This is a genomic window from Thiemannella venezuelensis, from assembly GCF_014203605.1.
Classification (GTDB): domain Bacteria; phylum Actinomycetota; class Actinomycetes; order Streptosporangiales; family Streptosporangiaceae; genus Planomonospora_A; species Planomonospora_A venezuelensis.
The window spans coordinates 15,614-40,354 of record NZ_JACHJJ010000015.1 but is presented as its reverse complement, the minus strand read 5'-3'; the positions used below and the strand labels follow the sequence as shown (position 1 = coordinate 40,354).

General features: G+C 68.9%; 30 protein-coding genes. 27 read left to right on the top strand and 3 right to left on the bottom strand.

The features are described 5' to 3' along the window. Nucleotides 1-90: 90 nt before the first annotated feature. From FHS22_RS21510 to FHS22_RS39315, 7 genes are all read left to right on the top strand, one after another. The gene (locus tag FHS22_RS21510; RefSeq protein WP_184944198.1) at nt 91-750 is read left to right on the top strand and encodes a hypothetical protein; all 660 of its coding nucleotides are present in this window, start codon (nt 91-93) and stop codon (nt 748-750) included. Between the two features lie 297 nt (nt 751-1,047). Then, entirely contained in the window at nt 1,048-1,620 is a 573-nt protein-coding gene (locus FHS22_RS21505) for a hypothetical protein (RefSeq protein WP_184944196.1), read from the top strand. Further along, complete coding sequence (locus FHS22_RS21500; RefSeq protein WP_184944194.1) at nt 1,620-2,156, top strand: hypothetical protein; 537 nt, start codon at nt 1,620-1,622, stop codon at nt 2,154-2,156. Before FHS22_RS21505 ends, FHS22_RS21500 begins: the two co-directional genes overlap by 1 nt. A 114-nt stretch (nt 2,157-2,270) precedes the next feature. Then, nucleotides 2,271-2,780: a hypothetical protein gene (locus tag FHS22_RS21495; protein WP_184944192.1), complete on the top strand. Its 510-nt coding sequence runs from the start codon at nt 2,271-2,273 to the stop codon at nt 2,778-2,780. After that, nucleotides 2,761-4,002: a PBSX family phage terminase large subunit gene (locus tag FHS22_RS21490; protein WP_184944190.1), complete on the top strand. Its 1,242-nt coding sequence runs from the start codon at nt 2,761-2,763 to the stop codon at nt 4,000-4,002. Before FHS22_RS21495 ends, FHS22_RS21490 begins: the two co-directional genes overlap by 20 nt. Nucleotides 4,003-4,177: 175 nt before the next feature. Beyond that, nucleotides 4,178-5,734 (top strand): phage capsid protein, encoded by a 1,557-nt coding sequence (locus FHS22_RS21485; protein ID WP_184944188.1) that lies wholly within the window; start codon nt 4,178-4,180, stop codon nt 5,732-5,734. Nucleotides 5,735-5,766: 32 nt separating this feature from the next. After that, nucleotides 5,767-8,319, top strand: a complete 2,553-nt coding sequence (locus FHS22_RS39315; RefSeq protein WP_184944186.1) for a phage minor capsid protein — start codon at nt 5,767-5,769, stop codon at nt 8,317-8,319. Nucleotides 8,320-8,428: 109 nt separating this feature from the next. On the opposite strand, the gene FHS22_RS21475 is transcribed toward FHS22_RS39315, so the two are convergent. After that, nucleotides 8,429-8,977, bottom strand: a complete 549-nt coding sequence (locus FHS22_RS21475; protein WP_184944184.1) for a DUF732 domain-containing protein — start codon at nt 8,975-8,977, stop codon at nt 8,429-8,431. 210 nt (nt 8,978-9,187) lie between these two features. Here FHS22_RS21475 and FHS22_RS37395 point away from each other — a divergent pair, with 210 nt between their 5' ends. From FHS22_RS37395 to FHS22_RS21440, 7 genes are all read left to right on the top strand, one after another. Beyond that, entirely contained in the window at nt 9,188-9,835 is a 648-nt protein-coding gene (locus FHS22_RS37395) for a hypothetical protein (RefSeq protein ID WP_221473935.1), read from the top strand. 54 nt (nt 9,836-9,889) lie between these two features. After that, nucleotides 9,890-11,116, top strand: a complete 1,227-nt coding sequence (locus FHS22_RS21465; RefSeq protein WP_184944182.1) for an SU10 major capsid protein — start codon at nt 9,890-9,892, stop codon at nt 11,114-11,116. Nucleotides 11,117-11,156: 40 nt separating this feature from the next. Beyond that, complete coding sequence (locus FHS22_RS21460) at nt 11,157-11,408, top strand: hypothetical protein (protein ID WP_184944180.1); 252 nt, start codon at nt 11,157-11,159, stop codon at nt 11,406-11,408. A 3-nt stretch (nt 11,409-11,411) separates the two neighbouring features. After that, nucleotides 11,412-11,759 carry a hypothetical protein gene (locus tag FHS22_RS21455; protein WP_184944179.1) on the top strand — a complete coding sequence of 116 codons (348 nt, stop codon included), beginning with the start codon at nt 11,412-11,414 and terminating at the stop codon, nt 11,757-11,759. 85 nt (nt 11,760-11,844) lie between these two features. Further along, nucleotides 11,845-12,267 carry a hypothetical protein gene (locus FHS22_RS21450; protein WP_184944178.1) on the top strand — a complete coding sequence of 141 codons (423 nt, stop codon included), beginning with the start codon at nt 11,845-11,847 and terminating at the stop codon, nt 12,265-12,267. After that, nucleotides 12,260-12,574: a hypothetical protein gene (locus FHS22_RS21445; RefSeq protein WP_184944177.1), complete on the top strand. Its 315-nt coding sequence runs from the start codon at nt 12,260-12,262 to the stop codon at nt 12,572-12,574. The genes FHS22_RS21450 and FHS22_RS21445 overlap by 8 nt, the downstream gene beginning before the upstream one ends. A gap of 12 nt (nt 12,575-12,586) precedes the next feature. Next, a complete protein-coding gene (locus FHS22_RS21440; RefSeq protein ID WP_184944176.1) occupies nt 12,587-12,937 on the top strand; it encodes a hypothetical protein in 351 nt (116 codons plus the stop codon). Between the two features lies 1 nt (nt 12,938). Here FHS22_RS21440 and FHS22_RS21435 read toward each other — a convergent pair whose 3' ends face one another. Continuing rightward, nucleotides 12,939-13,622, bottom strand: coding sequence for a PASTA domain-containing protein (locus FHS22_RS21435; RefSeq protein WP_184944175.1), 684 nt, complete (start codon nt 13,620-13,622; stop codon nt 12,939-12,941). A gap of 143 nt (nt 13,623-13,765) precedes the next feature. On the opposite strand from FHS22_RS21435, the gene FHS22_RS21430 reads away from it, so the two are divergent. From FHS22_RS21430 to FHS22_RS21370, 13 genes are all read left to right on the top strand, one after another. Continuing rightward, nucleotides 13,766-14,179, top strand: a complete 414-nt coding sequence (locus FHS22_RS21430) for a minor capsid protein (RefSeq protein ID WP_184944174.1) — start codon at nt 13,766-13,768, stop codon at nt 14,177-14,179. Further along, the gene (locus FHS22_RS21425) at nt 14,176-14,634 is read left to right on the top strand and encodes a phage tail tube protein (RefSeq protein ID WP_184944172.1); all 459 of its coding nucleotides are present in this window, start codon (nt 14,176-14,178) and stop codon (nt 14,632-14,634) included. Before FHS22_RS21430 ends, FHS22_RS21425 begins: the two co-directional genes overlap by 4 nt. Before the next feature lie 3 nt (nt 14,635-14,637). Further along, complete coding sequence (locus tag FHS22_RS21420) at nt 14,638-15,165, top strand: hypothetical protein (protein WP_184944170.1); 528 nt, start codon at nt 14,638-14,640, stop codon at nt 15,163-15,165. A gap of 151 nt (nt 15,166-15,316) precedes the next feature. Beyond that, the gene (locus FHS22_RS21415; protein ID WP_184944169.1) at nt 15,317-17,416 is read left to right on the top strand and encodes a phage tail protein; all 2,100 of its coding nucleotides are present in this window, start codon (nt 15,317-15,319) and stop codon (nt 17,414-17,416) included. A 33-nt stretch (nt 17,417-17,449) separates the two neighbouring features. Beyond that, nucleotides 17,450-17,701 carry a hypothetical protein gene (locus FHS22_RS21410; protein ID WP_184944167.1) on the top strand — a complete coding sequence of 84 codons (252 nt, stop codon included), beginning with the start codon at nt 17,450-17,452 and terminating at the stop codon, nt 17,699-17,701. Nucleotides 17,702-17,704: 3 nt separating this feature from the next. Then, on the top strand, nt 17,705-18,148 hold the full coding sequence (locus FHS22_RS21405) for a hypothetical protein (RefSeq protein WP_184944165.1): 444 nt from the start codon (nt 17,705-17,707) through the stop codon (nt 18,146-18,148). Between the two features lies 1 nt (nt 18,149). Beyond that, nucleotides 18,150-18,581 (top strand): hypothetical protein, encoded by a 432-nt coding sequence (locus FHS22_RS21400; protein WP_184944163.1) that lies wholly within the window; start codon nt 18,150-18,152, stop codon nt 18,579-18,581. Between the two features lie 85 nt (nt 18,582-18,666). Then, nucleotides 18,667-20,526 (top strand): phage tail family protein, encoded by a 1,860-nt coding sequence (locus tag FHS22_RS21395; protein ID WP_184944161.1) that lies wholly within the window; start codon nt 18,667-18,669, stop codon nt 20,524-20,526. A gap of 21 nt (nt 20,527-20,547) precedes the next feature. After that, the gene (locus FHS22_RS21390; protein ID WP_184944159.1) at nt 20,548-22,389 is read left to right on the top strand and encodes a hypothetical protein; all 1,842 of its coding nucleotides are present in this window, start codon (nt 20,548-20,550) and stop codon (nt 22,387-22,389) included. Beyond that, complete coding sequence (locus FHS22_RS21385) at nt 22,386-22,790, top strand: hypothetical protein (protein WP_184944157.1); 405 nt, start codon at nt 22,386-22,388, stop codon at nt 22,788-22,790. Before FHS22_RS21390 ends, FHS22_RS21385 begins: the two co-directional genes overlap by 4 nt. Before the next feature lie 79 nt (nt 22,791-22,869). After that, on the top strand, nt 22,870-23,109 hold the full coding sequence (locus tag FHS22_RS21380; protein WP_184944155.1) for a hypothetical protein: 240 nt from the start codon (nt 22,870-22,872) through the stop codon (nt 23,107-23,109). 7 nt (nt 23,110-23,116) lie between these two features. Further along, complete coding sequence (locus tag FHS22_RS21375; RefSeq protein ID WP_184944153.1) at nt 23,117-23,896, top strand: peptidoglycan recognition protein family protein; 780 nt, start codon at nt 23,117-23,119, stop codon at nt 23,894-23,896. A gap of 110 nt (nt 23,897-24,006) precedes the next feature. Then, nucleotides 24,007-24,261: a hypothetical protein gene (locus FHS22_RS21370; RefSeq protein ID WP_184944151.1), complete on the top strand. Its 255-nt coding sequence runs from the start codon at nt 24,007-24,009 to the stop codon at nt 24,259-24,261. Between the two features lie 320 nt (nt 24,262-24,581). Here the strand turns inward: FHS22_RS21370 and FHS22_RS21365 are convergent, their stop codons facing one another. Next, nucleotides 24,582-24,728 carry a hypothetical protein gene (locus FHS22_RS21365; RefSeq protein WP_184944149.1) on the bottom strand — a complete coding sequence of 49 codons (147 nt, stop codon included), beginning with the start codon at nt 24,726-24,728 and terminating at the stop codon, nt 24,582-24,584. Between the last annotated feature and the right edge of the window lie 13 nt (nt 24,729-24,741).

The following is a 24,741-nucleotide window of genomic DNA, read 5'->3' as shown; positions in this document are numbered from 1 at the left end:
CGCCCGCGTTTCGTTCTCCGCCGATCCCGCTCGTTCTCCCGTACGGCCAGCCTATTCCCGACGAACCACCATTCTGAGGAGGCACCTTTTATGCGTGACGAAGTGGTGGCGGACCTGGAATGGGTCATCGAATACTGGCCAGACCTCGTGGAGGCGAGAATTCCCGGCACCCGGCGCCCGTGGAGGCAGCCCACCCTCTCCCCTGAGGCCCGAGCCGCCCGGGACGCCCAGGCGCGCGTCGAACGCTTCGAGCGGACCACGCTCAGCCTGGGTGAGTCGCCGGCCCCGGTCGACGTCGCCATCCTGTCCACCGCGCTCGACATTCTCGTCGCCGCCGACGACCTCGCCGCGATGGTGGCCGAGCACGCGAGTCTTCCCGTGCTGCCGCCGCCCGGTATGGGTGAGCTCGACGCGTGGCCGTACCTCGCCTACGCCGCCGCCCACCTCACCGAGGAGCTGGTCGAGCACGCCGCGCCGATCGCCCGCTGGATGGTCGACCAGACCGCCCGCGCGCTGTGCCTCGTCTACGACGGCCAGACCCTCGACGTGGAGTGCCCGTGGTGTCACGAGGTTGGCGTGTGGCGGGTACGGGAGCTGCCCGGCGGCCTGGTCGCGATCGTCTGCCACGGCGTCTGTGAGCCCCCCGCCCGGGAGGTCGGCACCTGGTGGGGTGGACAGCCGGTGTGGCCGATCCAGGACTGGGAGCGGCTCGCCCGGCACGTCCAGGCTGCTGAGAAAGATGTCGCGTGAAGTTTTTTGTTTGCACACTGTTCACAGGGTTTAGCGTGGGCTGCGCGCCGCTATGGCGGGCTACGCGGCAAGGCCTGGCATGGCCAGGCAAGGCAAGGCCCGGCATGGCACGGCAAGGCACGGCAAGGCATGGGGATTCAGGTAGGGCGACCAGCAGCCTTCGAGGTGCGAGGCCTCGACGCCCGCGCACGGCGAGGCTCGGCTCGGCGTGGCCAGGCTCAGCGCGGTAGGGCACGGCAAGGTTAGGCCTGGCCCGGCGTGGCGTGGCAAGGCTTGGGCTCAACGACAGGAGTGAGCATGGACTTCACCATCACGATCACCGGCACCGCGACCCTGCTCATGCACAACTCGCGGCTCGCCAACCCGCTCGACCCCGCCACCAAGGCACTCAAATCCGTCACCAGCAAGCGCGGCAAAACCGACGAGAACCACGAGGAGATCGCCCGCCTGGAGCACGCGGGGAGCCTCTACTTCGACGACGACATCGGCCCGTACATCCCTGCCGACAACATCTGGAGAGCCCTGTTCGACGGGGCCAAGAAATCGAAGCGCGGGCCCCGCATCAAGGAAGGCGTCTTCATCACCACCGACGTCAACCCGCTCGCCTACGACGGCCCCCGCACCATCGACGGCCTATGGGCCGACGAGAACTTCCGGCACATCGCCTCCGTGAAGGTCGGCACTTCCCGCACCATGCGTTGCCGTCCTCAGTTCCGCAACTGGCGATGCCGCGCCACCGGCATCCTCGACACCGAAATCCTCGACCTCGCTGAACTCCGCGAGATCGCCGACACCGCTGGCAGTCTCATCGGGCTCGGCGACTGGCGCCCCCGCTACGGCCGCTTCACCGCCACCATCGAGGAGGCATGATGCCCACCTTCGCCCCCATCGGAGATCAGGCTCGCTGGCGCACCGTCTACGAACACCTCAAGGCCGCGAACATCGGCGACGTGGTCACCTATGAACAGCTCGGCGAAGCCCTCGGCCTCAACCCCGAGAAGGAACGCCACCCCATCCAGATGGCCGTACGGCGAGCCGCAAAGGAGTACCAGGACGTCGACAAGCGCGCTCTCGACTCCGTACCCAACCAGGGATACCGCATCGTTGAAGCAAGCGAACACCTCGTGCTGGCCAGACGTCAGCAGGCCCGTTCATCCCGCGCCCTGGAACGAGGCCATCGCGTGGCCACGAACGTGGACCTCAACCAGGTCGACGACCACACCCGTCGAGCACTCGAAGCGGTTGCCACTGCCTTCTCGTACCAGATGGAGTTCAACCGCCGGTTCGATGTACGGCAACGCCGCCTGGAACAGGCCGTGGCCGCGCAGAGCGAGCGCGTTGAGCGCACCGAAACAGAGATCGCAGAGCTGAAAGCAAGACTCAGCGAACTGGAGAATCGCGCCTGATCAGCGCCATGCTTGACGAGTTATCCACAGCCATGAGATCCTCTTCCCGGAGACGTATATCCGCTGAAGCCCCGCCACTGCGCGGGGCTTTCCCATGTCCGGGGGTGAGCTCGTGTGCCCCGAGGCAAAGCCCTCCCCGACGACAAGCGCCAGGCGATCCTCGACGACATCAAGGCCAGCCAGAAGTCCCGTAACGCCATCGCCCGCGACCACGACGTCAGCGTCGGCACCGTCACCAACATCGCCAAACGCAACGGGCTGACCACCGCGTTTGACCGGTCATCGACGAAACGTGCGACCGAGGCGAAGCAGGCCGACAACCGCGCCGTCCGCGCCGAGCTGTCCCGCCGCCTCCTCGCCAAGGCGGGCGACCTGCTCGACCAGATGGACGGCGAGTACCTCGTCTACTCGTTCGGCGGGAAAGACAACACCTTCAACTCGAAGGTGCTGCCGAAGCCGCCGGCCGCCGAACTGCGGAACCTGATGACGTCGGCCGCGGTCGCCATCGACAAGCACGTCGTCATCGACCGGCACGACTCCGGCGCCGGAGCCGAGCAGGCCGTGTCCCTGCTCGGGGCGCTGCTCGACGGGATGCAGGAGCGCCATGGCACCGCGCCTAAGTGACCTCCAAGAGCAGTCCATCGCCCACGCGACCGCGCGCATCAACATCTGGTCCGGCGCCGTCCGCTCCGGCAAGACCATCTCCAGCCTGCTGCGCTGGCTCATGTACGTCGCCCAAGCCCCCCGCGGCGGCGCCCTCGTCGTCACCGGCAAGACCTACGACACCGTGTCCCGCAACGTCTTCGGCCCGCTCCAAGACCCAAGCATCTTCGGCGAGGCCGCCCAGCACGTGAAGTACACGCGCGGCGCCCCCACCGCCACCATCCTCGGCCGCCAGATCGAAGTCATCACCGCCAACGACGCCAAGGCCGAAGGACGCCTCCGAGGCCTCACCGCAGCCGGCGCCTACGTCGACGAGCTCACCCTCATCCCCGAGGACTTCTTCACCCAGCTCCTCGCCCGTCTCTCCGTGGCCGGGGCGAAGGTGTTCGCGACGACGAACCCGGACGGCCCGGCACACTGGGCACGCAAGAAGTTCATCCTCCGCCAAGGTGAACTCGATCTCCGCTACTGGCATTTCACCCTCGACGACAACCCCGCCCTCGACCCCGCCTACGTCACCTCCCTCAAGCAGGAGTACGTCGGGCTCTGGTACCGCCGGTTCATCCTCGGTGAATGGTGCCTCGCCGAGGGCGCGGTCTTCGACATGTGGGACGAGACCCGCCACGTCGTCACCGAGCTGCCGCCCATCGTCCAATGGATCGCCGCCGGGGTGGACTACGGCACCGTCAACCCGTTCGCCGCGCTCATGCTCGGCCTGGGCGCCGACGGCCGCCTCTACTTCACCCGGGAGTTCCGGTACGACTCCAAGCTCAACCGGCGCAGCCTCACCGATGTCGAGTACTCCGAGCGACTCCGGACCTGGCTCAACGGCGGCGGCCACGAGCGCCCCCAGTACGTGGTCGTCGACCCCAGCGCGGCCTCGTTCCGGGCCCAGCTCCACTACGACGGCGTCACCACAGCCGCCGGCGCGAATGAGGTCCTCCCCGGGATCCGCACCGTCGCCTCCCTCTTGGCCACCGACCGGCTCCGCGTCCACCGCTCGTGCGCGGGGTGGATCGAGGAGGTGCCCGGTTACTCATGGGACGACAAGAAGGCGGAGAAGGGCGAGGACGAGCCGATCAAGGCGGCGGACCACTCGCTCGATGCGGGCCGGTATGCGATCCACACGACGCGCAACGTCTGGCAGTACCAGCTCGTCGAGCCCGGCAAGCTCGCCGCCTGAAAATCGGACATTTCTCCGGGTCAACTTACGGGAATGTTGATTCTCGGTAGTTGACCTTTCATCGCTCTGCAACTTTCCGTCAGAGCAAAAATCATGATCTCCCGGCCTGCCTGTTCCGTTGGGGAACGGGTGACAGGCGGGCCGGGCACCTCCGCTGCCTGAGAGGACGGACGTCATGCCGCTGCCGAGCGGCGGCACCTGGCCGCCCCCCGCCCTCGACCCCATCTACCAGCAGTACAGCGTCCTCGACGCCTGGTACCGCGGAGACGCCGACGCCCTCTCCCTCATCTACGGCGACCCCATCAACGGCAACCGGCCCGCGAACCGGCCGTCGCAGTACCGGGGCGGCATCGTCGGCGCCTTCGCCCGCACCTTCTGGGGCCAGCCCACCCCCGCCGGCGAGCGCAGGACGAAACTCCACGTGCCCGTCGCCTCCGACATCTGCACGATGTCCGCGGACCTGCTCTTCTCCGAGCCGCCCTCGATCACGGTCAAGTCGCTGGAGACGCAGGCCCGCATCGACGAGCTCATCGAGAACGGCCTCCAGGCAACCCTCCTCGAAGGCGCCGAAGTCGGCGCCGCGCTCGGCGGGTACTACCTCCGGGGGGTCTGGGACCAGCAGGTCGCGCCCGGCCCGTGGCTCGCCGCCGTCCACGCGGATGCCGCGGTCCCGGAGTGGCGGTGGGGCCGCCTGCACGCGGGCACGTTCTGGCGGGTCGTCGACCAGCCGAACGACACCGAGCGCCTGATCCACTTGGAGCGGCACGAGCCCGGGGCGATCCTCCACGGCCTCTACACCGGGTCCCGCGGGGACCTCGGCAAACCCCTCCCCCTGTCCTCGCACCCGGAGACCGCCGGCCTGGAGCCCGTCATCGCCACCGGCCTCGACCGGTGCACGGCTGTCTATGTCCCGAACATGCGCCCGAACAGGACGTGGCGGAACCTCCCGGCTGGCGCCAACCTCGGCCGGTCGGATTTCGACGGCGCGGTGCTCGGGCTGATGGACGCCCTCGACGAGGTGTACACGTCCTGGATGCGCGACATCCGCCTCGCGAAGGCGCGGTTGATCGTGCCCTCCTCGTACCTGCAGAACCAGGGCCCGGGCCGGGGAGCGTTCTTCGACCCGGAGCGCGAGCTCTACGAGACGATGAACGTCCTCGGCGGCGACGACCGCATGGAGATCAGCCCCCAGCAGTTCGCCATCCGCGTCGTCGAGCACCGCGACACGGCAGCCGACCTCCTCGCCGCCATCTTGAGGGCGACCGGCTACTCTGCCCAGTCCTTCGGGTTGAGCGGGGACGTCGCGGTCACGGCGACAGAGGTCGCCGCGAAGGAACGCCGCTCCCTCACGACGAGGGGGCGGAAGGCTGTCTACACCGCGCCGGAGCTGGCGTCCGCGGTCGAGATGCTGCTGCAGCTCGATGCCGTCCTCTTCTCCTCCGGCGTCGTCCCGGAGCGGCCGGCCATCGTCTTCGGTGACTCCGTCTCCGCCGACATCCAGGCCCTGGCCACCACGGTTGAGCTGATGCGCCGCGCTGAAGCCGTCTCGGACGAGACCGCGGTGAAGATACTCCACCCGGACTGGGACGAACCTCAGGTCCAGGAGGAGGTACGGCGGATCGCGGACGCCCGGCCGGACCCGGTGCTCGACCCTCTCGCGCTCCCCCCCACCCCGGGCGAGGGCGAGAGGGAGGAAGACGGGCCGCCCGGCGAGGAGCAGGGCAACTTTTAACCCGGAGTGAATAGTTCAGCGAGGGGGTCCTCGTGGCTGTGGACCAGGACCTCCTCGACTCCCTTGCCGGCACCGTCGCCGACCTCTACCGGAACGTCGAAGCCAGCCTCGTCCACGTCGTCGCCACCGAACTCCGCAAGGGGCTGGACGCGCCGACCGCCGAGGTGAAGCTGGACGCGGTCCGCCGGCTGCAGGCCGCCGCTCAGGCTGTCCACGCCAGGCTGCAGAAGACGAAGAGCGCCGCGGTGCGGGAGGCGATCCGGAAGGCGTACCTCAACGGGTACGGCACCGCCCTGGTGGACCTGCCCGTGTCGAAGCTGATCCGCGACGACGCCAAGCAGGCGCAGAAGCAGATTCCCGGCCTGGCCGTCATCGAGCGGATCGCCGCCGCGCTGCACCGCGACCTCGGCATGGTCGAGGGCAACATCCTCCGCGCCCCGGTCGACGCCTACCGAGCGGTCCAGGCCGACGCGGCGGCGCGCATCGCCAGCGGTGCCTTCACCCGGCGGCAGGCCTCCCAGGCGGCATGGCAGCGCCTCATCGACAAGGGCGTCGTCTCCTTCATCGACAAGGCCAACCGCAGGTGGCGCTTGTCGAGCTACGCGGAGATGATCGGCCGCACCAACGTCGCCCGCGCCGCCATGACCGCCCAGACCGACCGGCTCGCCGAGATCGGCATCGACCTCGTCATCGTCTCCGACCACGGCCAGGAATGCGCGAAGTGCAGGCCGTACGAGGGCCGGGTGCTCCGGCGCGACGCCGGGCCGGTCGGGAAGCTGCGCGTCGAGCACGCGACCCGCGACGGAGAGATGCTCACCGTGCACGTGCTCGCCACCCTCGACCAGGCCAGGGCGCGCGGTTTCCAGCACCCCAACTGCAGGCACAGCTTCAGCGCGTACCTGCCTGGCGTCACGAAGCCGCCGACGCGGGAGACCGCGGACCCGGACGGCGACAAGGCCCGCCAGCGGCAGCGCGCCCTGGAGCGGCGGATCCGGGCCGCGAAGGAGCAGGAGCTCGGTGCCCTCGACGAGGCCGGGAAGCGGGCCGCGCGCGCGAAGGTCCGGCAGGCTCAGGCCGCGCTCCGCGAGCACCTGAAGGCCCACCCGAAGCTGAAGCGGCTCACCTACCGGGAGCAGCTCGGCGCGGGCAACATCCCGCCGGCGGGCGGGCCGAAGGGCGGCCCCGTCACCGACCTGGAGCCGCCGCCCACCATCGACAATGCCCCCACCGTGGACCCGGACGCCGAGCAGAAGGCCGCGGAGGAGCAGGCCCGGCGGGAGGCATATGAGAAGGCCGCCGCGCGCGAGCAGGCCCGACGCGAAGCCGAAGCCCGCGAGCAGGCGGAGCAGGCGCAGCGCGCACGGGAGGAAGTCGAGCGGAAGGCCCGCGAGGCTGCCGAGGCCGCTCGCCGCGAAGCCGAGGAGAAGGCCCGCCGCACTGCCGCCGAGCAGGAGGCGGCCCGGCCGCGGACCATCGAGGGCCGCATCCGCGCCGCCTACGCCCAGCTCTCCGAGCCTGGCAGGTGGGTCAGCCTCACCCGCCTCCGGGCACTCCTCACCGACCTGCCCCGCGCGCAGGTCGACCAGGCGCTCCGGATGCTCAACCGGCAGCCGGACGCGCGCATCGTCCCCGAGGAGAACCAGAAGACGCTGACCCAGGCTGACCGTGACGCTGCGGTGGTCATCGGAGACCAGCACAAGCACTTCATCTCGCTGGAAGAGCCGTACACCGGGGACCGCGACCCGCACGCCGCCCAGGCCGAGCAGGACGCGGCGGCCGCAAAGAAGAAGGCCGACGAGCAGGCCGTCGTCGAGGCCGCAGCCAAGCGGGCAGCAGAGAAGCCGAAGCCCGAGCCGAAGCCGAAAGCCAAGGCGAAGGCGAAGAAGCCCACAGCGGCGGAGCGCGCCGACTACGAGCGGCGCCTGGCCGTAGCCAAGCGCGGCGAGGACGCTCTCCTGTCGGCACCCGCCTACGGGCAGGTCATCCGGGGCGGCATCCTCGACCGGAAGATCCGGCAGCGGGAACTGCAGGAGTTCGAGCGGACCATCGCGGCCTACACCGGCGACACCGGCAACGAGAACGTGTACGCGCTCATGAACCGGGCGCTGTACGCGGCCCGCGGCGGCCAGCTCGACGACGGCGTCCCGGACCGTATCCGGGAGCACATCACCCGGATGGACCGGATGATGCAGCTCGCCCCCACGAAACGCGACCTGGTCGTCTACCGAGGCGTCCGGGAACCTCACAAGGCGCTCGCGGACCCGTCGATGTGGGATCCGGCTGGCGGCAACGAGGGTCTGGAATGGCGCGGCGACGCGTTCTCCTCGGCGTCCGCCCGGGATGACGTCGCGCAGGACTTCGTCACCGGCCTGTGGGGGCAGGACGTCGGCTCACGTCAGGGCTCGGACGCGCGCTTCCCGACCGTGTACCGGATCCTCGTCCCCGCCGGCACCCGCGCGCTGCAGCTCACCGAGATGCACTCCGCGGCAGAGATCCTCCTGGATCGTGGTCTCCGCTACCGGGTGGTTGTTGACCATGGCATCGTGGACGGCGTCCACCGCGTCGACTTGGAGGTCATCCCGTGAGTGAGCAGACACCCGAGGTTCGAGGGCTGTTCGCCCGGTGGGCGGTCGAGGAGACGCTGCCGGTGGACGCGGTCCGCCCAGAGGATGAGCCCGAAAGCAACGATAGGGCTTAGTCGGGGATCTTCCCCTTGTGGCGAGGACACAGGCCAACAATCGCCGCACCCGCCACGAACGCTGACGTCTCCAACCCGAACTGCTCCACGCCGGATGTTGCGACCTGGGTGAGGGTGTAGCCGTCGTCCAGCGCCTTGCACATCTCCCTGCCCAGCTTCACCAGGTCCTCAGGGTCCGCGTTGCGCAGCGCGTCCTGCTGCTTCACCGTGGCCACGAACAGCGCCTCCCTGTCCGTGCGCGTCATCCGCGTTGAGGCCGGCTTCGGCGTCGGCTTCTTCGACGACTTCGCCTTCTTGGTCTCGGCGGTGCTGCTCGCCTCCTGCGTGGCCGTGGTCGTCGTCTCGCCATCCGTGAGCGCGACGATTCCACCGAAGACCGCGAGCACAGCCACCACGCTGGCGGCGACAGCGAGCGCGAGCCCGCCTCCCCGTTTCTTGGGCGGCGGCAGGGGCGGCTGCCAGCCGGGCGGCGGCCCATAGGGCTGCTGCTGCCAGCCGGGCGGTACCTGCTGCGTCGGCGGCCCGTACGGCAGCGGCTGCGTCATGTACGGCTGCTGCTGGGTTGGCTGGCCGTACGGCTGCTGGGGCTGATGCTGCGGAGGGTGCACAAGAACGCACCATACGCCTAAACGATCAACTTCCGTCCCGAATGTCCGGAGACGGACACCCGAAAACGGGCCGCCCGGAGCGGTCCAAAACCCCTTCGCCCGGCCAGGTGCCGGGCTCCACCACCGCGAGCCCCCAGGAGGGTCTCCATGTCCATGCCCGTCCCGCCCGCTGATGCCGGACAGCCCCCGGCCGCCCCGGCTCCGCCCGTTCAGGCGCAGCCGCCGACCCCCGCTCCTGCGCAGCAGGCCCAGCCTCCCGCGTCGCCTCCGGTTCCGCAGCCGCCCACCTGGACCCCGCCGCCGCCGTCCTCCCAGGGCGACGACAGCGAGGACCTGGCGAAGCTCCCGCAGAAGTGGCAGAAGCACATCCGCGACCTGCGCGACGAGTCCGCGAAGTACAGGACCACCGCACGGTCGGAGACCGTGCTCCGGCACGCCTACACCACCGCAGCCGCGCACGGCGTCAACCCCGACGCCCTCCTCGGCTCGGTCGCATTCATGGAGCGCGCGAAGGGCCTCGACCCCTCAGCGGAGGACTTCCCTGCGAAGCTCGCCGAGGCGATCCAGGCCGCGCTGACCGCGAACCCGTGGATGGCAGCCGCCCCGGCTGCGCCCGTCGTACCGCCTACTCCCCAGGTTCCGCCCTCCTCGGGCGGCGACTTCGGGGCCGGCAACGGCGGCGGCCAAGCACCGCGAAGCCTCCGCGACCAGATCGCCGACGCCGAGAGCAAGGGCGACTGGAAGACGGCGCGGCAGCTCAAGAGCGCGCTGCTCATTCAGCAGTCCAGCCAGTAACCAACTAGGGCCAGGCCCGAACGCCTGCCCGACCTCGACCAGAGAGGATGACCCATGGCGGGCATCACCGGGCAGGGCGACACCTTCGACCTGCCGAACTACGTCGGCGAGCTCTTCGCCGTCACCCCGGCCGACACCCCCTTCCTCAGCGCGATCGGCGGCCTGACCGGCGGCGAGGCAGCCTCGGCCACCCTGTTCCAGTGGCAGGGCTACGACCTGCGCGACGCGTCGGCGTCCCGACAGCGCCTGGAGGGCGCCGACGCGCCCACCGCCGAGGCCCGCGTGCGGTTCAACGTCAACAACGTCGTCGAGATCCACACCGAGGCGCTGGAGCTGTCGTACACGAAGCTCGCGGCGACCGGCCAGGTGGCGTCCACGGGGTCCTCGCACGCCGGATCGGTCGGTGTCTCCGGCTCCAACCCGGTGCTCAACGAGCTGGACTGGCAGATCGAGCAGCACCTCAAGCAGATCGCGAGGGATGTCGAGAAGTCGTTCATCACCGGCACCTTCAACAACCCGAGCAGCAACGCCACGGCCAGGCGGACCCGCGGCATCCTGGAGGCCACCTCCACCAACGTCTCCACCCAGGGCACGCTGATCGGCACGGCGACGATCGAGGCCGACACCGAGGTGTGGACGCTCACCTCCCACGGCCTGGCGGTCGGCGACCAGATCACCGTCACCACCCTGACCGGCGGCGCCAGCTCGGTGCTGACCGAGGACACCATCTACTACGTGCGTACCGCGCCGGACGCCAACACCTTCACCATCGCGACCCGGCCCGGCGGCGGCGCGGTCGCGTTCGGCACCGACGGCGGCGCCGCAGTGTACGAGGCCACCCCGCTCACCGAGGCGATCATCAGCGACCTGATGCAGCAGGTGTGGGAGAACGGCGGCATCCAGGAGTCCGAGACCGCCACCATCATGTGCGGCGCGTCGCTGAAGCGGGCCCTGACGAAGATCTACATCAAGGACAAGAACTTCCAGGAGTCGTCCCGCTCGGTCGGAGGCGTGTCCCTGATGACGTTCGAGTGCGACTTCGGCCGCATCAACCTCATGCTCAACCGGCACATGCCCACCTCCACGCTGGCCGTCGTCAGCCTGGAGGAGTGCTCCCCGGTGTTCCTGCCGATCCCCGGCAAGGGCCACCTGTTCGTGGAGGACCTCGCCCGGACCGGCGCCGCCGAGAAGAAGCAGATCTACGGCGAGATCGGCCTCAAGTACGGCAACGAGAAGAAGCACGGCAAGATCCTCCGCGTCGGCGCCCCGTCCGGGGCCTGACGTGCCGGTCTTCCGCTGTACGCGCTTCCCTGCTGGGGAGGTGCCGATCCGCACCACGGCCGGGCTCGTCTACTTCGTGGACGGCCGGGCCGTGGTCGAGGCCCCCGAACTCGCCGCGGCGCTGCGCGAGGTGCCAGCCGTGTTCGGGATCACCGAGGAGCCCGACATTCAGCGTCGGGAGAAGCCTCTCGTCGTCGTGGAGGGCGCCGGGACCCCGCCCTCGGCGCCTTCCTCCCCCCGGCCGAAGAGCCGCGGACGTGCCGCCAAGAAGACCACCACCCAGGAGGCGTAGCCCATGGCGCGCACCGCTCTCACCGCCGTCGCCTCCTCCGAGGACGGCATCAACCTCGAAACCGTCGACACCGCGGCGGAGCTCACCGACGGCAATTCGTTCGCGTGGACGGCCGACCGGCGGGTGTGGATCCGCAACGGCGACGACGCGAGCCTGACCGTCGCATTCCCCACCCCGGGCACGGTCGGCCGCGGATCCCGAGCCATCGCGGACGGCGGCGGTTCCATCCCGGCCGGCGAGCACCGGCTGTTCGGCCCGTTCGGGCCCGAGTTCCGGCAGGCCGACGGTTCGGTGTGGATCAACTACACCGGGACGACGCCGACGTCGGTCACGGTCGCAGTCCTGGACTGACGACCCCCATGTTCGCGCGGGCGGGTGAGGGTCTGAGGGTGCGCGTAGCCCGCCCGCGTACAACCACCACGGAGGGAGGCCGCCGATGGCGCACGCCACCAGCGAGCAGTACGAGACGTACACCGACACCACGGCCCCCTCCAACATCGGCCTTCTCCTGGCCCGGGCATCCCGGCTCGTCGACCAGGCGCTGCTCTGCGCCGTCTACGACGTCGACGACGACGGGGTCGCGACCGAGGCCGCCGTGCTCACCGCGCTGGAAGAGGCGACGATCGAGCAGGTCCACGCGTGGGTCGCTGTGGGAGAGGACGGCACGAACGCGACCGCCGAGTACGGGGATGTCGCGATCGGCTCGGTTCGGCTCGGCCGCCGATCCTCGAGCGGCGGGGCGGGTGGTGGCTCAGCTGCTACCCGTCTCGCACCCCAGGCCGCGATGGTCCTCGCTCAGGCGGGGCTGACCGGGCAGTCACCGTACTCCTACCAGGTGTGCGAGACCACCGATGAGTGATCTGCCCGCGTTCCTGCTCCGACACACCGTCACCGTGGAAGCGCTCACCGGCGAGGGGCCGTACGGCCCCGAGTACGACGACGCCACCACCGTGCGCTGCTTCGTCGACGACAAGCGCCGTCTGGTCCGGGACGCGACGGGCGGCCAGGTCGTCTCCGAGACGACGGTCTACATGCCGTTGTCGACGACGTGCCCGGTCGGGTCCCGCGTCACGGTGAACGGCCGCACCACCACGGTGCTCGTCTCCGCGCGGCGGGACGGCGGCGGCCTCCCGACACCGGATCACCTCGAAGTCGCACTCCAGTAGAGGAGGCTGTCCATGCCGCAGCGCGCCGTCTACCGATCCAACGTCGGCAAGATCAAGGCGAAGCAGCGCGCAGCCGCCGTCCTCGGCTTACGGAAGGCCGCCGAACACCTCCTGAAGGCCAGCCGGGATCTGGTGCCGATCGAGGAGGCGACGCTGGAGCGCTCCGGCGTCGCGAGCGTGGACGAGGGCGCCCTGCGCGCCGCCGTCTCCTACGACACGCCGTATGCGGTCCGCCAGCACGAAGAACTCACCTGGCGGCACGACCCCGGCCGACAGGCGAAATACCTCGAGCAGCCGATGACCGACGAGGCCTCCACGATGGGTGAGCTGGTCGCGGCCGAGCTCCGGCGAGCACTCCGGTGACCTAGCACCACCAGCGTCGGCTGCAGAACCGGGACTCGCCGCCGCCACCGTTGCCCAGGTCGACGTCGACATCGGTGTTCCCGTTCCCGGTGCCCGTGCTGCTGTTCGGATCGTCCAGGTTGTAGCCAATCACCACCCGGATCTTCTGCCCGAGTCGCAGCGGCGCGCCGGCCTTCGGAGAGGTCGCGATCACCACGTCCTTGCCGTAAGCCACCCGCTTACTCTCACGGCTCTCCGACTCGACCGCGGTCTCCACCGGCGTGAAGAAACGCTCGGCCTTCTCCTCCGACCAGCCGATGACCTTCGGCATCTTCTTCCACTTGCCGTACCAGGCGCGCTCTTCACTGGTCGTCCACGTGACCGTGACCTTGCCGTATCTTCCGACGACAGTGCCGGGCTTGAGCGACATCCGGAAAACGATGCAGTCGGTCTTGTCGTCGCAGGAATCGAACGAGCCGATGCCCTCGTCGTCGAAGCTGATGTCCATCGCCCGGATGGCATTCTCAGCTTCAGCGAGAGTCTTACCTCGCAGGTCGGGCAGTCCTTTGGCGCGTATGGCTTCGGCGGCCGCGGCTGCCTTCTCCGACTCGGTCTCGTAGCCGAACAGCCGCATGCAGCCGCCGACCACGAGGAGGATGACGACTAGAGTCAGGCAGCCTGCGGATTTGGAATTGCTGCGTGCCATGGTGCGCTCCGTGCTGGATCGGTCCCGAGGACTTGTCAGCGTAAAGCACACACGTCACGCGAATCGCCGTGAACCCAGCAAACCACAATTAACGCGCCAACCGAATCACCTATTCGGGCACACCGATTCGCACAGGGGGTGAAATGACCCTCCTGGAAGAACTGGCGCAACTGCTGGAAGACCTGGCCGTCGGCTCCTACCCCGGGACCATCTTCCTCACCCGGATGCCAACCAGCCCGGACACGTGCATCGTCCTGGCCCGGTACGGCGGCCAGGAATCCTCGCTCGGCGACGACTACGACGAGCCCCGCATCCAGGTTCGGGTGCGCGGGCCGGCCGCCGACGTGCGTACAGCGGAGGTCCTGGCCGAGCAGGTCTACGACGCGCTGCACGGTCTCGGCTCCCGCGAGCTGTCCGGCGGCACATGGCTGCAGCTCGCCGTCGGCCTCCAGTCGGGGCCGGTCTTCATCGGCGTCGACGCCAACAACAGGCCGGAGTTCACCGTCAACGTCCGCGCGGAGATCAGCCGGACCAGCACGAACAGGAGTGACCCGTGACGCAGCGGAAAATCAACGCGCGCGACATCGTGATCGAGGTCGAGACCTCGGTGACCGACACATGGCTCGGCATCGAGAACCTCGCCACCGTCACCATCAACAAGGGCGAGAACGAGGAGACCGTCGAAACCGGCGACTTCGACTCCGAGGGCGCATACGAGCAGGAGATCATGCAGCGTGGCGCCAGCCTGGAGCTGGAGGGCCAGTACAAGCAGGACCACCTCACCGGAGCGCTGCCGCCTGGCCGGGCCCGGGTGGAGGAGATGGCCGGCGAGGACAAGGTCGGCTCCGATTCCCTCGGCCGGATCCGGTTCCGGTACCCGCATGACACCCTCTGGAAGATCTGGACCTGCACGTTCAGCCTGGGCGAGCAGGGTGGCGGCCACAACGACAAGGGCGCGTGGGGCGCCACCATCGTCAAGTCCGGCCTCACCACCACGGCGGCGGTGAGCTAGCTCATGACCACTAACGCACCCTCCCCCGAGCACGACGACGACCTCGACGAGACCGAGGTCGAGCAGGACCAGCACGAGTCCTGGGACGCATTCTGGGCCGAGATCCAGCGCCAGGAGGCCGCCGAGCGCGGGGAATCCGCGACCGAGACCATCCGCGGCGTGCAGGTCGTCGTCCCCCACGACCTCCCCCTCCGCTTCGACCGGCGCCTGGAGCAGGTACGGGACAGCAGCGCCATCGGCGACATCACGGGCCTGATCGTCGAGCTGTTCGGCGCGGACGTGCTCGACGCCTGGGTGGACGCCGGGATGACCGCGATGGAGTTCCGGGTGGTCGTCGCCTGGGGTCTCGCCCGCGGCCGCGGCAGGGACCTCTCGTTCCGGGACGCCTACGAACTGGTCAAGAACAACTCGGAGGGAAAAGCCCCGGGGAAGGGGACCCGGAGGAGCGGCGGATCCGGCGGCTCTGGACAGCGGTCGAAGCGGACTTCCGGCGGGAGTACGGCCTCACGCCGTCGGGCATCGCGGACCTGACGCACCGCCAGTTCCGCGCCCTCCTGGCCGGCCTCTCCCCTGAATCCCTCTACCACCGGATCGTCGCGTCCGAGCCGGTCGAGCTGACCGGCGAGGACGCGCGCTCCTTCATCAACACCCTGTGATCACGCACGAGAGGCGGTGACCTCTCGTGTCGATGACCGTGGGCGAGCTCGTCGGCTACATCGACCTCGACGACAACGGGTTCGGCGCCACCCTGGTCCAGGCCGACCAGGACCTGCGCCGCCTGGAGTCCACCACCACCCGGGCGACCCGCAACATCGAATCCGAGGTCGAAGCGGCGTTCGCCGCAGTGGCGGAGGCGATCGCCTCCGGCGCCGACCCGGACGAAGCCCTGAAGGACCTGGACCGGCTCGTCGCCGGATTCTCGGCTGCGCTCGACGACGTCGAGGAGGAGGCCCGCGAGTCCGGACAGGCGATCGGTGACGGCATCGGAGACGGCGCCGAATCCGGCGGCTCCCGCCTCGGCGCGGCGATGCGGCGCGCCATCGGCGTCCTCGGCACCGTCACCATGGCGGCCCGCACCACTGCGGTCGCGGTCGGCCTGATCGGCGCCGCCGCCGCAGCCGCCTCTCTCGGCGTCGTCGGGATCGCCGCCGCCCTCGGCGGGCTGCTCACGCTCGGCGTGGCGGTGTTCGGCGGGGTCCTGGCCGCCTCCAAGGAGGTCAAGGCCGAGTTCGCGAAGGTCGGCAAGGAAGCGCTGACGGCCTTCCAGGAGGCAGCGAAACCGCTGCAGGGCCCGATCCTCGAAGGACTCGGCAGGCTGCAGGAGAAGATCAAGCCGTTCGCGAAAATGCTCGGAGAGGTTTTCGAGAAATCCGCACCCCTCATCGAAAAAGCCTTTGATGTCGCCATTGATGTCATAGACGAGCTAATCGAGAAATTGCCTGGCATTGTCGAAAAAGGAATGCCAATCGCCGAGTTTTTCCTGAGCACTCTCGGCGGTGCGATCACCGGGTTCATTGATTTCGTCGACTGGGGTCTCATCAAATTCCACGCATTCAAGGCGGCATTCTCCGAGAACTCGACGCTCGGCGCATGGGGCGCGAAAGTCCGCGAAATCGTCAGCCAGGTAAAGGGCTTCTTCTCCGACGTCTTCACGTCGATCCAGGAATGGATTTCCGAGAACCAGGGCACCATCGACGGCTGGGTTGAGAAGTTCAAATCCGGCTTCAATCACCTGCTCAACGCCGTGTCGTCCTTCGTCGACATGGCCAAGGCCTTCTGGGATGAATTCGGCTCGACAATCCTGGACACCCTAGGCGGAATCGTCTCCGCCATAGTCGCCATCTGGGACGGGCTAATGCAGGCCCTAGGCGGAATTTTTGAAACTTTCGCTGGTATTTTTTCCGGCGACTGGGAACGCGCCTGGGGGGGCATAAAGCAAATCGGAGAAGGCATCTGGAATGGCGTGAAGGGCGCTTTTGAAGGCATCTGGAATTCCTTGGTTGCAATTGCCGCAAAAGTCTGGGAGCTGATCAAGGAAGGTGCTTCCTCCGCCTGGGAGGGCATCAAGTCTGCGCTTTCTTCCGCCTGGTCCGGAATTAAATCCGCCGCCTCCTCTGCCTGGGAGGGACTGAAATCACTAATTTCCGAATCCTGGGAGAAAATAAAGTCGGCGGTTTCTACCGGAATTGACACCGTCGTCACATTCTTTAAGGAATTGCCAGGTAAAATCGTCAGCGCGCTCGGCAATTTGGGGTCGCTGCTGCTTCAGGCCGGAAAAGACGTCATCCAGGGGTTCATCAACGGCGTCAAGGCCATGGCGTCTCAGGCTGCCGCCGCCGTGAAGACCACGATCGGCAACGTCGTGCCCGGCGCGAAACTCGTCCTCGACTCGCATTCGCCGTCCCGGGTGTTCGAGAACATCGGCGCCGACACGATCAAGGGGTTCGTCGGCGGAGTCCTCTCCCAGGAGGGCGCCGCGGTCAACGCCGTGAAGGGCGTCATGGGAGCCGCGATCAACGCGGCGAAGGGCGCGGTCGGCGGAGGACTCTCCCCGAACGTCGGCAGCGTCGGTGGAGCCCTGAAGGGCGTCCAGAAGACCCCGATCAACCTCATCCCGGGCGACACCGGCGGAGGCCTCGCCTCCGAGCACAGCCCAGGCGCGGCCGGCACCTACGGCTCCGGCGTCAACATCACGATGAACGGCGTCACCGTCCGCGAGGAAGCCGACATCCACAAGATCGGGGCCCAGACCGGTTTCGAGCTGATGGCCCGCCCCTTCTAGATCACCCCTACGAGCACGAGGAGGTGGCCCGGCATGTCCCTGCAGGGCTACACCCCGGCCGACCTGGCCCGGCTGCGATCCGTCTCGGTCCGGCCCGCGGGCTGGTCCCACCGCATCAAACCCAAGGCCAAGGACGGCCGGCACCCGGTCACCGGCGAGCGCATCAAGGTCATCTTGGACGAGGTCGGCAACCGGATCCGCATGCGCCAGCACGGCCAGGACGTCCACGTCACCCTGCCGCACATCCGCGTCGACCTGTGGACTGGCATCACCGAGGAGCACTGACACATGGCGAAAAAGATCACGAGGAAGGCCGGGCTTCAGCGGCTCCGCGACGAGCTCGCGATGGCAGAGGCTCTGGAGCCGATCGAGGACGAGCTGCACGAGGCCAAGGAGGCGTACCGGGAGGCGCTCGCCTCCGGCGACCCGGACACCATCGCGGAGGCGAAGGCACGCAAGCAGGCCGCGGCCAACCACATCAACGAGACGAGGACGTGGCTCCGGCGGGAACGGCAGATCACGAAACTCCAGGCGACCGTCGTCGAGCTGGAACGCATCCTGGCCGGCCCGATCCTCGTCAAGAACGGGAAGGACGACGCCCGGGAGGATGCGCAGGCGCGCGCCGAGTACGAGGCCGCCCTGGCCGTAGCCCGCGCGGACCTGGACGAGATGAGCATCCAGGCCGTGAAGGTCCGAGCCGAGCTGGCTGCGCTCACCGAGGGGAGCAACTGACATGGCATCCGGCCTCTACATCAGCACGCTGGCGGACATCTTCGACGCCACCCAGCTCGCCCTGGACTGGGACGCCGAGGACCACCAGGCCGCCCTCTACACGTCGTCGAAGTCGCCGAACTACAACGATGACACCGTGTACAGCAGCACGAACGAGATCAGCGGCACCGGGTATACGGCGGGCGGCCTGGCCATCACCGGCACCGCCACCTCCAAGCCCGGGGCAGGCGTCCTGAAGTGGACGTCGAACGCGTTCCAGTGGACCGGCAGCACCTTGTCCGATGTGAAGCACATCGACATCTACGCGGCAGCGGTGTCCGGGGATCCGCTGATGATCGGCATCATGCTCGCCTCCGCGGTCAACACCTCGGACGGCACGCTGCTGATCACGCCGCACGCCAACGGTCTGTTGACGATCGACGGCACCCCGTAACACCTACGGCTACGCGCGCACCCTGACGGCCCCCTCGACGGGGCTTTTTTCATGCCCACCCACCTGATCCGAGAGGGGGCCGGGTATGGCAATCGCGATCGGCACGTCCCCCGCGATCGTCTCCACCAGCGACGCCACCAGCGTCACCACCGCATCATTCACGCGGCCGGCCGCCGGGCTTCTGGTCGCCATGGTGATGGTCGTCGGCTCCGACACCAACCCCACCGTGTCGGGCGGCAGCCTGACCTGGACCCGACGCAGCCAGTACACCGACGCCAACGAGGTTTTCTGCGAGATCTGGACCGCGCCGGTCACCGGATCGGGGTCGATGACGGTCACGCTGACCACGACCGGCTCCGGCAACGCGATCGCCCTCAAAGTCGACGCCGTCACCGGTCAGCACGCCAGCAGCTACGTCGGCGCCACCAACACCGGCACCACGACCACGAACAACGCGACGATCAACGCGTACACGTCGACGGCGGCAGCGTCCCGAGGGTTCTGTGCCGCGATCGATATGTCCTCGGCCGGCGCCGTCACCTCGACCGATGACGAGTCGGCGTGGACCGGCACCGTATCCGGGTTCTTCCCCGTTGCCGGCATGGCGATCCGCAAAGCGGCCAACACCGCGACGTCCGGCACGGGCGTCACCTTCAATCTGGACGCAGCCGGCAGCTCCGCGGCGGAGTGGTACTGGGCTGCGCTGGAAATCAAACCGGCCTCCACGGATGCCTCCGTCGAGACCACCACCGTGGCGATCGCCACCAGCGTCCCGGACCCGGCCACCAGCGTCGGGTCCTCCCCGGTCCCAGCCACCGTGCCGATCGCCACCACCGTCCCGGCCCCGGCCGTCTCCGCGGGCGCGGGCGCGTCCGCAGGCCCGGCCGCCGTCGCCGTCGACATCCCGGCTCCCTCCGTCTCCACCGAGGAGACCGAGGTCGCCGCCCCCGACACCGTCGCCGTCACCACCACGGTGCCGACGCCGGGCGTCGACTCCACCGTCTCCCTGGTCCCGGCCACCGTGCCGGCCACCGTGGACCTGCCCGCTCCGGCTGTCCAGGTGCACGCGGACGTCACCCTGGACGTCATCGGCATCACCGTCGCGGTGCCGACTCCGACCGTCACCGTGCCGGTCCTGCCTGGGGACCGGGTGGCGCGGGCCGGGCAGATCGAGTGGAACGGCACCCTGCTCGGGTCCGGGACGCCGTACTCGTGGCAGGAGCTGGCCGGGTGGCGCGACTGCCCGCCCATCATCAGCGGGAACGTCGACCAGCCGACCGGCCACGGCTCGTACGCGGGCCAGCCATACGCCGGTGAGCGGATCATCAACTGGTCGACCCTGATGAAGGCGCCCCGCGCGGAGATCGCCCAGGCGGTCGACGACCTGCAGATGGCTACCGGCCTCGCCCAGACTGAGGACGAGGGGTCCCTGGTCATCTGGGACTTCGACCTCGGCGCGCCGTACCTCGTCTACGCGCACTTGTCCGATCGGAAACCCGGCACGATCAACAAGCAGGCCAGGCTCGGGCTCATGCGCGGCGTCATCCAGTGGACATGCTCGGACCCCCGCCTGTACGGCGTGATCCGCCAGTCCGCGACCATCGCCCGGGACATCGAGACCGAGGTCCTCAACGACGGCAACGAGGCGTCCCCGCGGGTCGTCATCCGGATCCCGGGGCCGACGGTGACCCCGCAGATCGAAAACCCGACGCTCGATCGGGTGATCGCGTTCAACGTGTCCGTCGCCGACGGCGAGGTCCTGGAGATCGACGTCAAGCTGGGCACGGCCGTCATCGGCGCCACCGACCATGTCAGCGACCTCATCGAGGGTTCCACGTCGATCCCGGACTTCGTGCTCGGCGCTGGCGCCAACGTGCTCCTGTTCACTGCGGACTCTGGCGGGGCAGCCGGGATGGACATCCTGTGGCGTCACGCCCGCACCTGAGCCTGGAGAGGTGGTGGTGACGTGACGACCGCGACCCCGCGCAGCGCCCGCATCCACAGTGTGGAAGGAGCCTTCGACCTCATCACCGCTCCGTCCGGGGTCCAGGCCGGCGACATGCTGGTGGCGATCCAGACGACGATCGGCCCCTCCGAGGACATGTCGATCTCCGGCGGGGCCGGGTGGGCGCTGGCCGACGAGCGTCTCGACGACGAGTGGTTCACCACCCGGGTCTGGACGCAGGTCTGCGGCACCTCCAACCCGTCGACGTATGCCATCACGCAGGGCGAGGACGCCTCCGGCCTGGTCGCCCTCGTCCACCTGCGCGGCGCCACCCCCACCAGCATGATCCTCGTGAGCGACGGCTCCGACATGGGCGCCGGTCCGGGCACGGACGTGTCCGCGCCGGACGCCTCCCCGGGCGCCGCCGGCGGCATCGCCATCCGGTACGTGCTCGGCGGCGACTTGTTCGGTGACCCGGTCTCCTGGAGCCCGGACAGCAGCTACACAGTGGAGGACGAGAACGCGCACAGCGTGTTCGCCTCCGCGTTCGTGGGCGCGTCCACCATGCTCACCTCCGCGGCCCTGCCGGAGGCCGACTTCACCGTGGGGTCCACGTCCATCCAGTTCTGGCAGACCTGGACCCTCGTCGTTGTCCCGGGCGACTACGTGCCGCCGCCCCCGCCCGCGCCCGCGTTCACGCCGGCGAAAGGCTCGGCGCTGTACCGGTACACCGCGCACGACTTCCTGACCGGGGCGTACCTGGACGACATCTATCCGCAGGACCCGGTGTACGACAAGCGCATCGGCGAACCGGGATCCTTCAGCGGCACCCTGCCGATCCCCAACTCGCGGGTCGCGGCCGCGGCGCGCCGCATCATCCCCCGGCTGCGCTCCGACCTGACGACAGGTCCCGGCCGGGTGCAGATCCGCATCTGGAGAGACGGCCAGTTCCGGGGCCGCTACTGGCTGACCGGCGCCGTCCTTCGGCGGGACCGCAGCGGGAAGATCAGCGTCCAGCTCAGGGGAACGACTTTCGACGGCTACTTCTACAGCGTGCGGGTGCGCTCGGACCGCTCCTACTCCGGGGACCAGGTCGCCAACGTCCGCAGCCTCCTGCAGCACGCCCAGACGCAGACCGGGGCGAACATCGGCCTGCTCTTCCAGTCCGGATCCTCTGGCGTCAGCAGAGCCTTGGAGATCAAGGCCGACTCCAACACCTCCTACGGGCGCGGCGCCGCCGAGTACGCCAAGACGAGCGGCGGCTTCGAGTACACCCTCGTCGAGGAGATCGGCGAGAGCGGCGTCGAATCGACGTGGACGTGGGGCTACCCGAAGCTCACGAGCGACGTCGTGCACGTCTTCTCGGAGAGTCCGCACGGTGGCGACATCGCCGAGTGGGGCCTGGAGATGGATGCGCTGCGGGGCGGCACCGACTGGGATGTGCGGGGCGGCACCCCGGAAGGCGACGCGACCGAGGACCGGGTCCCGGTCTACTCGACGACGGTGACGACTCCGCACCGGGCCGCCGGCTGGCCGAGGATCGACCGGCTGATCGATCATCCGACGCAGTCGACCGACTCCGGTGTCCTGGACGACTACGCCCAGTACTGGGCGGACCAGGCTGGCGGCGCCGTCTGGGTCCGCTCCGTGACCGTCTACCTGGGACGACACGCCAGCCTGACGCACAACAGCCTCGGCGACCTGGCCAGATTTTTGATGACGAACGTGTGGTACGAGCGGCAGGACGGCGGCGCCGGCCTCGACGTCTCTGAGCGGATCATCGGCATCGCCTTCCGTCCGCCCGGCAAGGGCCGCGGGGTCGAGGAAGCCCAGCTCATCTTGGAGTCGGAGGTCATCGAGTGAGCCAGTTCGGCGCGGACCAGACCCGCATCATCCAGGACCTGATCCGCAGGGTGGAGAAACTCGAAGCCGCGCAGCGGTCCGGGCCGGGCATGACCATCGGGCAGGCGAGCAGCGAGTTCACGCTGCCGGACGTCGGCGCCCCGGCCACCCCGTCGGGCGGCGCCGTCCTCTACTCCTCCGCCGGCAGCCTCCGCTGGAAAGACTCCTCCGGCACGGACAGGTCCCTCATCTTCCAGCAGGCGGCCGCGGTGGACGACCCGGACGCGATCACCGCGCTGACCGCGCCCGCGTCGTACAACCAGTCGCACAGCCAGTCGATCGTGACGGACCTCAACAACCTGCAAGACAAGGTCACCGAGATCCTCGTCGCGCTCCGCAACGCCGACCACATGCTCGGCTGACCCGGCCGTTCACAGACCAGGGGCGTCGACCTGCAGGGGGAGCAGGCGGCGCCCCTTCTCCATATCCCCCTGGAGTGTCATGTCGGACCCGCTCGGCCCCGTCACCATCGGCGCGCGCGAAATCTACGACGAGCTGCAGAAGGTCGGCGGCAAGGTCGACGGCGTCTCCGTCAAGGTCGACGGAATCGTCTCCGATGTCGCCGACCACGAGGCCCGGATCCGGTCGCTCGAACGTAACCGGTGGCCTCTCCCGTCCCTGGCCGCGCTGTTCGGTCTCGCATCTCTGATCGTCGCCATCCTCTCTCTCGTCTTGAAATGAGGCGGCTATGGATCTTGTGTCCCGCTCCGAATGGAAGGCCCGCGCGCCCCGAAACCGGTTGACCCCGCTCCCCACCGCGCGCGGCGTGAAGATCCACTACATGGGGTCGTACGTGAACCCTGCGCTCCTGAACGACTGCGGCCGGTGCGTCGCCCTCGTCCGCTCCATCCAGGCGCATCACATCGACGGCAACGGCTGGTCGGACATCGCCTACAACCTGCTCGTCTGCCCCCACCGCAGGATCTTCATCGGACGCGGCCCCGGCGTGCTCAGCGCGGCGAACGGCAGCGGGCTCAACCAGGGGCATTACGCCGTCTGCGCGCTGCTCGGCGACCGGGGCCTCGTCCAGCCAACCGCCGCCATGTTGAACGGCCTCCACGACGCCGTGCAGTACCTGAGGCAGCACGGGGCCGGCCGGGAAGTCCTCGGCCACCGCGACGGCTACAGCACCTCGTGCCCAGGCCCGGTCCTCTACCGGTGGCTGCAGATGGGTATGCCGGTCGGCGCTCAGAAGCCGTCCACGCCGTCTCAGCCGTCCCGCCCGTCCCAGGGGAAGGCTCCGGCGTTTCCGGGCCGGATTCTCGCCTACAGGCCCGGCAAGCCGATGCTCTGCGGCGCCGACGTCGAGGCCTTCCAGAAGCGGCTGAAGGCCCTCCGGTACACGGTCACCGTGGACGGCGTGTACGGGCCGATGTCGGCGGCCGCGGTGCGGGTCTTCCAGCGCGCCGAGCATCTGGCCGTCGACGGCGCCGTGGGCCCGAAGACGTGGGCCGCCGCCTGGCGGTAGCTCAGTCCTTCTCCTCCAGCGCGGCGATGCGTTCCTCGAGGGAGCGGATCGTCGCCCGCATCTCCGCCAGCTGCTCCGCCAACCCCCATCCTCTACCGAAACGAGGGATCATGTCCGACGCCAACAAGCGCACCGCCCGCACCATCCTGCAGACCGCGGTCGGCATCGCCGTCGCCCTGCCGTTCATCATCGACGCCTCCGGCATCTCCGACGCCCTGCCGCCCGTCGCAGGCGCCCTCGCAGTCGCCGGCGGCTTCGCCCGAATCATGGCCCTGCCGATGGTCCAGGCGCTGCTGCCGTCCTGGCTGCGCACCTCGGACGCGTCCGGCCGACACGCGGGCGGCGAGGACCCGTACAGCCGGTAGTCAAAACGTGACCCCACGGCGTACCGTGAAGGTGCCGCGTGGGGACTCGCTGGCCGGCGATGACCGAAAAGGGCCCCCGGCTCCTGGAATTCACCCAGGAGCCGGGGGCCCTTTTCCGTGTGCCCGGGGCTACCGTTTCGTCTCGCCCTTCCCGCCGCACCGGCTACACGCGCCGTACGCCGCGCCGTTCCACGCCGACCGGCGCTTCCCCGACCCGCCGCAGCGGCGGCACGACCGCACCGGATGCCGCCGCCGATCCCACACCCACCAGAACCCGAGCGCGACGCCGACGATGAGGATGAGCTCCACAGCCGCCTCCCCTACTCGTCGTCTTCGTCGTCGAGGTCGACCCCGATACGGGACACGACCTGCCCGCCGACGATGACCTTCGTGCCGCGGATCGTCACCGGGCCATCGAAGTTCCTGACGATCGGCTGAGGCTTCTTCGGCTTGTCCTTGCTGGCCATCTCATCTCCTTCT

Bases quoted from the DNA above. Each gene is read 5' to 3' on its own strand.
- FHS22_RS21510 (WP_184944198.1), top strand. From the start codon at position 91: ATGCGTGACGAAGTGGTGGCGGACCTGGAATGGGTCATCGAATACTGG.
- FHS22_RS21505 (WP_184944196.1), top strand. From the start codon at position 1,048: ATGGACTTCACCATCACGATCACCGGCACCGCGACCCTGCTCATGCAC.
- FHS22_RS21500 (WP_184944194.1), top strand. From the start codon at position 1,620: ATGCCCACCTTCGCCCCCATCGGAGATCAGGCTCGCTGGCGCACCGTC.
- FHS22_RS21490 (WP_184944190.1), top strand. From the start codon at position 2,761: ATGGCACCGCGCCTAAGTGACCTCCAAGAGCAGTCCATCGCCCACGCG.
- FHS22_RS21485 (WP_184944188.1), top strand. From the start codon at position 4,178: ATGCCGCTGCCGAGCGGCGGCACCTGGCCGCCCCCCGCCCTCGACCCC.
- FHS22_RS21475 (WP_184944184.1), bottom strand. From the start codon at position 8,977: ATGACGCAGCCGCTGCCGTACGGGCCGCCGACGCAGCAGGTACCGCCC.
- FHS22_RS37395 (WP_221473935.1), top strand. From the start codon at position 9,188: ATGTCCATGCCCGTCCCGCCCGCTGATGCCGGACAGCCCCCGGCCGCC.
- FHS22_RS21465 (WP_184944182.1), top strand. From the start codon at position 9,890: ATGGCGGGCATCACCGGGCAGGGCGACACCTTCGACCTGCCGAACTAC.
- FHS22_RS21455 (WP_184944179.1), top strand. From the start codon at position 11,412: ATGGCGCGCACCGCTCTCACCGCCGTCGCCTCCTCCGAGGACGGCATC.
- FHS22_RS21450 (WP_184944178.1), top strand. From the start codon at position 11,845: ATGGCGCACGCCACCAGCGAGCAGTACGAGACGTACACCGACACCACG.
- FHS22_RS21445 (WP_184944177.1), top strand. From the start codon at position 12,260: ATGAGTGATCTGCCCGCGTTCCTGCTCCGACACACCGTCACCGTGGAA.
- FHS22_RS21440 (WP_184944176.1), top strand. From the start codon at position 12,587: ATGCCGCAGCGCGCCGTCTACCGATCCAACGTCGGCAAGATCAAGGCG.
- FHS22_RS21435 (WP_184944175.1), bottom strand. From the start codon at position 13,622: ATGGCACGCAGCAATTCCAAATCCGCAGGCTGCCTGACTCTAGTCGTC.
- FHS22_RS21430 (WP_184944174.1), top strand. From the start codon at position 13,766: ATGACCCTCCTGGAAGAACTGGCGCAACTGCTGGAAGACCTGGCCGTC.
- FHS22_RS21420 (WP_184944170.1), top strand. From the start codon at position 14,638: ATGACCACTAACGCACCCTCCCCCGAGCACGACGACGACCTCGACGAG.
- FHS22_RS21410 (WP_184944167.1), top strand. From the start codon at position 17,450: ATGTCCCTGCAGGGCTACACCCCGGCCGACCTGGCCCGGCTGCGATCC.
- FHS22_RS21405 (WP_184944165.1), top strand. From the start codon at position 17,705: ATGGCGAAAAAGATCACGAGGAAGGCCGGGCTTCAGCGGCTCCGCGAC.
- FHS22_RS21400 (WP_184944163.1), top strand. From the start codon at position 18,150: ATGGCATCCGGCCTCTACATCAGCACGCTGGCGGACATCTTCGACGCC.
- FHS22_RS21395 (WP_184944161.1), top strand. From the start codon at position 18,667: ATGGCAATCGCGATCGGCACGTCCCCCGCGATCGTCTCCACCAGCGAC.
- FHS22_RS21380 (WP_184944155.1), top strand. From the start codon at position 22,870: ATGTCGGACCCGCTCGGCCCCGTCACCATCGGCGCGCGCGAAATCTAC.
- FHS22_RS21375 (WP_184944153.1), top strand. From the start codon at position 23,117: ATGGATCTTGTGTCCCGCTCCGAATGGAAGGCCCGCGCGCCCCGAAAC.
- FHS22_RS21370 (WP_184944151.1), top strand. From the start codon at position 24,007: ATGTCCGACGCCAACAAGCGCACCGCCCGCACCATCCTGCAGACCGCG.
- FHS22_RS21365 (WP_184944149.1), bottom strand. From the start codon at position 24,728: ATGGCCAGCAAGGACAAGCCGAAGAAGCCTCAGCCGATCGTCAGGAAC.